This is a genomic window from Actinosynnema sp., assembly GCF_052038725.1.
On sequence record NZ_JBQGCX010001180.1, the window covers coordinates 1 to 6,287 of the forward strand.

The following is a 6,287-nucleotide window of genomic DNA, read 5'->3' on the forward strand; positions in this document are numbered from 1 at the left end:
CCACGCCCGCCGGTGACCCGTTCATCGCCGACGAGTTCAAGGGCAAGACCGTCGAGGTGGACGTCGCCGCGGCCAAGAAGGAGCTGACCGACAACGGCTTCAGCTACGACGGCGACAAGCTCAAGGACCCGTCAGGCAAGCCCGTGACGCTGAAGATGACCGTGCCGTCCGGCTGGTCCGACTACGTCACCAACGTCGAGATCATCAAGGACAACGTCTCCGACATCGGCATCGAGGCCACCGTCGAGCTGCAGAACGTCGACGCCTGGACCAAGGCGCTGGACACCGGCGACTTCCAGGCCGCGCTGCACTGGACCAACAACGGCCCGACGCCGTACGACATCTACCAGTCCATCATGGACGGCGCGCTGTACAAGCCGGTCGGCCAGGGCGGCATCAACGGCAACTACGGCCGCTACGAGAACCCCGAGGCCACCGCGGCGCTGGAGCAGTACGCCACCGCCCCCGACGACGCCTCCCGCACCGCCGCGATGACCCTGCTCCAGCAGATCTTCGTGCGCGACATGCCGGTGATCATCACCTCGGCGGCCAACGGCGGCGGCGAGTACACCACCCGCAACTGGACCGGCTGGCCCGACGCCGAGAACCCCTACGCGCCCGCCCAGATGACCCTGGAGAACGCGCTGCAGATCGTCCTCGAGCTGAAGCCCGCCGCATGACCGAGCGCTCCGCCTCGGCCTCCGGGACCACCGACGTGGTCCTGGAGGCCGATGGCCTCACCAAGCACTTCCCGCTGCGGGGGCGCGGGAGGCAACTGCTGACCAGGGGCGCCCGCGCGGTGCACGCCGTGGACGACGTCACGCTCGCGCTGCGCGCGGGCCGGGTCACCGCGCTGGTCGGGGAGTCCGGCTCGGGCAAGTCGACCGTCGCCCGGTTGCTCGCCCAGCTCTACCCGCGCACCTCCGGCGAGATCCGGCTGCGCGGCGAGGTCACCGCCGTCAAGGGCGGCCGGGCGTTCCGGGGGTACAGCAAGCGGGTCCAGATGATCTTCCAGGACCCGTTCGCCTCGCTGAACCCCGTGCACACCGTGCGCTACCACCTCACCAGGGCGCTGAAGATCCACGGCAACGCCGGGAAGAGCGCGCAGGAGCTGGAGGCCGCGCTGTCCGACCTGCTCACCCGCGTGCAGCTCACCCCGCCCGAGCGGTACGTCGACAAGTTCCCGCACGAGCTGTCCGGCGGCCAGCGCCAGCGCGTGGCCATCGCCCGCGCGCTCGGCGCCGACCCCGAGGTGCTGCTCGCCGACGAGCCGGTGTCGATGCTCGACGTGTCGATCCGCCTCGGCGTGCTGAACCTGCTGCGGGACTTGAAGGAGCGCCTGCACCTGGCGATCCTGTACATCACCCACGACATCGCGTCGGCGCGCTACTTCGCCGACGAGACCTGCGTGATGTACGCCGGGCGCGTGGTCGAGGGCGGCGACAGCGAGACCGTCACGCAGAACCCCGCGCACCCGTACACGCAGCTGCTCATCGACTCCGCGCCCGACCCCGATCGCCCCGCGGTGGAGTCGAAGGACGGGGGGAGCGGTGAACCCCCCAGCCTCATCGACCCGCCGTCCGGCTGCCGGTTCAACCCGCGCTGCCCCTTCGCGATGGACGTGTGCCGGGAGAAGGTCCCGCCCCGGTTCGACGTCGGCGACCAGCCCGGCCACTTCGCCGCCTGCTGGCTCTTCGACGCGGAGGTGAGCGGGAGGTGAGCCAGGTCCTCAAGCGCACCGCCTTCTACGCGTTCACCGCGTGGGCCGCGCTGACCATCAACTTCTTCATCCCCCGGCTCATCCCCGGCGACCCGGTCCAGGCCCTGATCACCAAGACCAGGGGCCAGATGACCACCGAGGCCGTCGAGTCGCTGTACATCCTCTTCGGGCTGGACGAGGAGGCGAGCCTGGTCGAGCAGTACTTCCGCTACCTCGGCCAGATCCTCACCGGCGACCTCGGCATGTCCTTCACCTTCTTCCCCACCCCGGTGTCGGAGGTGATCAGCGGCGGCCTGCCGTGGACCGTCGGGCTGGTCGGCATCACCACGGTGCTCGGCTTCCTGCTCGGCACCGCGCTCGGCACGGTCGTCGGCTGGCGGCGCGGCTCCCTCGCGGACCTGCTGATCCCGGTCACCACGTTCCTGTCCTCGATCCCGTACTTCTGGCTGGGCCTGCTCGCCATCGCCCTGCTCGCCGGTCCCGGCAGCTTCTTCCCGGCCTCCGGCGCGTACGAGATCGGCCTGGTGCCGAACCCGGACCTGGAGTTCGCGGGCAGCGTGCTGCGGCACGGCCTGCTGCCCGCGCTGACGATCCTGGTGTCGTCGATGAGCGGCTGGATCCTGAGCATGCGCAACATGATGGTGACGGTGTCGTCCGAGGACTACGTCACCGTCGCGCACGCCAAGGGCCTCACCGACCGGCGCGTCATGGTCGGCTACGCGGCGCGCAACGCCCTGCTGCCCAACGTCTCCGGCTTCGCGCTCTCGCTCGGCTTCATCGTCGGCGGCACGCTGCTGGTGGAGATCGTGTTCTCCTACCCCGGCCTCGGCCTGCTGCTGTTCCAGGCGGTCGGCGCCAAGGACTACCCGCTCATGCAGGGCATCTTCCTGATGATCACGCTGTCCGTGCTGGCGGCCAACTTCCTGGCCGACCTCGCCTACCTCGCGCTCGACCCGCGCACCCGACGGGAGGGCTGAGCGATGGCCGTCATCCCCACCACGACCGGGACCGCGCCCTCCGCCGCGCCCGCCAAGCGCAGCAGGCTGCGGTTCGTCGCGAACCCCAAGGCCACCACCGGACTCGTCGTGCTCGGCCTGTTCGCGCTGATCGCCGTGATCGGCCCGTGGATCGCGCCCCACGACCCGTCCGCGCGCAGCTCCGACGTCATGCAGGGCCCGTCGGCGGCGCACTGGTTCGGCACCACCCACCTCGGCCAGGACATCTTCAGCCAGGTGGTCGTGGGCACCCGCAGCGTCATGCTCGTCGGGTTCCTCGCCGCCGCCATCGCCACCGTGCTGTCGGTGCTGGTCGGCGTCACCTCCGGCTACCTCGGCGGGTTCGGCGCGGAGGGCCTCTCCGCGCTGTCCAACGTCTTCCTGGTCATCCCGGCGCTGCCGCTGATCATCATCATCACCTCGTCGCTGCCCGAGACCACCGACGTCACCATCGCGCTGGTCATCGGTCTCACCTCGTGGGCGTGGAACGCGCGGGTGCTGCGCGCGCAGACGCTGTCGCTGCGCCGCAGGGACTACGTGGAGGCCGCGCGCGCCACCGGCGAGTCCACCTGGCGGATCATCGTCTTCGAGATCATGCCGAACCTGACGGCGGTCATCGCCTCCGGCTTCGTCGGCACGGTCATCTTCGCCGTCGTCTCCGAGATCACCCTGGCGTTCATCGGGGTGTCCGCGAGCGGCACCTGGAACTGGGGCACCGTGCTGTTCTGGGCGCAGGGCCAGCAGGCGCTCGCGCAGGGCGCGTGGTGGTGGTTCGTGCCCGCCGGGCTCGCGATCGCGTTCCTGGGCACCGCGCTGTCGCTGGTGAACTTCGGCATCGACGAGTTCGTCAGCCCGCGCCTGCGCGGCGGCGGCAGGACCACCGCGAAGACCGAGGACGGCCGCACCGTGCGGATGCGCGTCGGCTTCACGCCGGTGCTGGCGCCCGCGCCGAAACCCGCCGCCACCAAGGACATCCCGGCTGCCACCGGGGAAATCCCGGCCGCAGGCAAGGACATCCCGGCCGGGGGCCGCCGCACCGGGAACACCACCGAGGGCGATACTGCCCGCACCACCGGGGAGGGGGAGTCGTGAGCGAGCCGGTCCTGGAGATCCGAGCCCTCAACGTCGACTACGGCCTCGGCGCCGACGCCGTGCGGGCCGTGCGCGACGGCGACCTGACCCTGCACCGCGGCGAGGTCCTCGGCCTCGCGGGCGAGAGCGGCAGCGGCAAGTCCACCCTCGCCTACGGCATGACCAGGCTGCTCCCGCCGCCCGGCGTCGTCGCCTCCGGCGAGGTGCTCTACCACGGCCCCGACGGGCCCGTCGACGTGCTGCGGATGTCCGACGAGCGGCTGCGCGCGTTCCGCTGGGCCGAGACCGCGATCGTGTTCCAGGGCGCGATGAACTCGCTCAACCCGGTCAAGCGGATCTCCACCCAGCTCACCGACGTCGTCGCAGCCCACGACCCGAGCAGCACCAAGGCCTCCCGGCTCGCGCGGGCCCGCGAGGTGCTCGCGCTCGTCGGCATCGCCGCCGACCGGCTCGACAGCTACCCGCACCAGCTCTCCGGCGGGATGCGCCAGCGCGTCATGATCGCCATGGCGCTGGTGCTGGAGCCCGAGGTCGTGATCATGGACGAGCCGACCACCGCGCTGGACGTGGTGGTGCAGCGGCAGATCCTGCGCCAGCTCGTGGACCTGCGCGAGCGGCTCGGGTTCTCGGTCGTGTTCATCACCCACGACCTGTCGCTGCTGGTCGAGTTCTCCGACCGGATCGCGATCATGTACGGCGGGCGCATCGTCGAGCAGGCCGGGTCCTCGGAGATCTACCGGACGCCGCTGCACCCGTACAGCGAGGGCCTCCTCGGCTCGTTCCCCGCGCTGCGCGGCCCCCGCCGCCTGCTCGCGGGCATCCCCGGCTCACCGCCGGACCTGCGCGGAATGCCCTCGGGCTGCGCGTTCCACCCCCGCTGTCCGCGCGCAATGGAGCGTTGCGGTGTGGAGGTCCCGGCGCTCGGCCTCCCCGGCGACCAGCCGGGCGCCGACCGCGCCGTGGCCTGTTGGCTGCACCCCGTTCACGACAACGGGTCCTGACCTCCAGGAGGAGATCCACTGTGGACACCACCGCACGCGCCGCCGGGTTCGACCCGGCCATCGCGTCGCTGCCCCCCTCGTTCCGCTGGGGCGTGGCCACTTCCGCCTACCAGATCGAGGGGGCGGTGGCCGAGGACGGGCGCGGACCGTCCATCTGGGACACCTACTGCCGCGTCCCCGGCATGGTGCACGAGGGCGACAACGGCGACGTGGCCTGCGACCACTACCACCGGATGCCCGAGGACGTGGAGCTGATCCGCTCGCTCGGCGTCGACACCTACCGGTTCTCGGTGGCCTGGCCGCGCGTCCAGCCGGGCGGCGTCGGCCCCGCCAACCCCAAGGGCCTGGCGTTCTACGACCGGCTCGTGGACGAGCTGCTCGCCAAGGGCGTCGACCCGTGGGTGACGCTCTACCACTGGGACCTGCCGCAGGAGCTGGAGGACGCGGGCGGCTGGCCCGTCCGCGACACCGCCTACCGCTTCGCCGACTACTCGATGCTGGTGTTCGACGCGCTGCAGGACCGGGTGCGCACGTGGACCACGCTCAACGAGCCGTGGTGCTCGGCGATGCTCGGCTACCACGTCGGCAGGCAGGCGCCCGGCCGCACGCACTTCCCGGACGCCATCAAGGCCGTGCACCACCTGCTGCTCGGCCACGGCCTGGCCACCCAGCGGATGCGCGAGGCGGCGACCAAGCCCACCGAGTTCGGCATCACGCTGAACATGGGCCACGCCGCGCCCGCCACCGACAGCGAGCTCGACCGCGAGGCCGCCCGGCGCGCGGACGGCCTCGGCAGGCGCATCTACCTGCACCCGGTGGTCACCGGCGAGTACCCGGCCGACGTGGTCGCCGACCTCGCCGCGCGCGGCGCAGAGCTGCCCGTGCGGGAGGGCGACCTGGAGCTGATCTCCCAGCCCATCGAGGTGCTGGGGATCAACCACTACACCAGCTCCAGGTACTCCGGCACCGCCGAGGACGGCTCGACGGTCGACGCGGACGGGCTTCCGGTGGACCGGGAGCTGCGCTACGGGCGGCCGGTCACCGCGATGGACTGGGAGATCGTGCCGGAGCAGTTCACCGAGCTGCTGCTGCAGAACGCGCGCGAGTACCCCGACCTGCCGCCGATGGTGATCACCGAGAACGGGGCGGCGTTCGACGACGGCGTGTCGCCGGACGGGTCGGTGGCCGACGCGGACCGGGTGGCGTACCTGGACTCGCACATCGCGGCCGTCGCGCGGGCGCGCGAGGGCGGGGCTGACGTGCGCGGGTACTTCGCGTGGTCGCTGATGGACAACTTCGAGTGGTCGTACGGGTACGAGAAGCGGTTCGGGATCGTGCACGTGGACTACGAGACCCAGGTGCGCACGCCCAAGGCGAGCGCGCGGTGGTACGCCGACCTCTCACGCACCGGCGTACTGCCAGCATCCGACCCGTCGGCGCACTAGCGTGGCGCGGGTGAGCACCACGCCCTCCGCCGGA

6 protein-coding genes are annotated in these 6,287 nt (G+C 71.4%); all 6 read left to right on the forward strand.

The window, feature by feature from the left end; translation table 11 throughout:
- A partial coding sequence (locus ACTUAL_RS24680) for an ABC transporter substrate-binding protein (protein ID WP_440901928.1) occupies positions 1–680 on the forward strand: 680 nt, incomplete at its 5' end.
- Positions 677–1,720 carry an ABC transporter ATP-binding protein gene (locus ACTUAL_RS24685; RefSeq protein WP_440901929.1) on the forward strand — a complete coding sequence of 348 codons (1,044 nt, stop codon included), beginning with the start codon at positions 677–679 and terminating at the stop codon, positions 1,718–1,720. The genes ACTUAL_RS24680 and ACTUAL_RS24685, both read left to right, overlap by 4 nt.
- Entirely contained in the window at positions 1,717–2,697 is a 981-nt protein-coding gene (locus ACTUAL_RS24690; protein WP_440901930.1) for an ABC transporter permease, read from the forward strand. The genes ACTUAL_RS24685 and ACTUAL_RS24690 overlap by 4 nt, the downstream gene beginning before the upstream one ends.
- Positions 2,698–2,700: 3 nt before the next feature.
- Complete coding sequence (locus tag ACTUAL_RS24695) at positions 2,701–3,807, forward strand: ABC transporter permease (RefSeq protein ID WP_232519752.1); 1,107 nt, start codon at positions 2,701–2,703, stop codon at positions 3,805–3,807.
- A complete protein-coding gene (locus tag ACTUAL_RS24700) occupies positions 3,804–4,808 on the forward strand; it encodes an ABC transporter ATP-binding protein (protein WP_440901931.1) in 1,005 nt (334 codons plus the stop codon). The genes ACTUAL_RS24695 and ACTUAL_RS24700 overlap by 4 nt, the downstream gene beginning before the upstream one ends.
- A gap of 20 nt (positions 4,809–4,828) precedes the next feature.
- Entirely contained in the window at positions 4,829–6,253 is a 1,425-nt protein-coding gene (locus ACTUAL_RS24705) for a GH1 family beta-glucosidase (protein WP_440901932.1), read from the forward strand.
- Positions 6,254–6,287 lie beyond the last annotated feature (34 nt).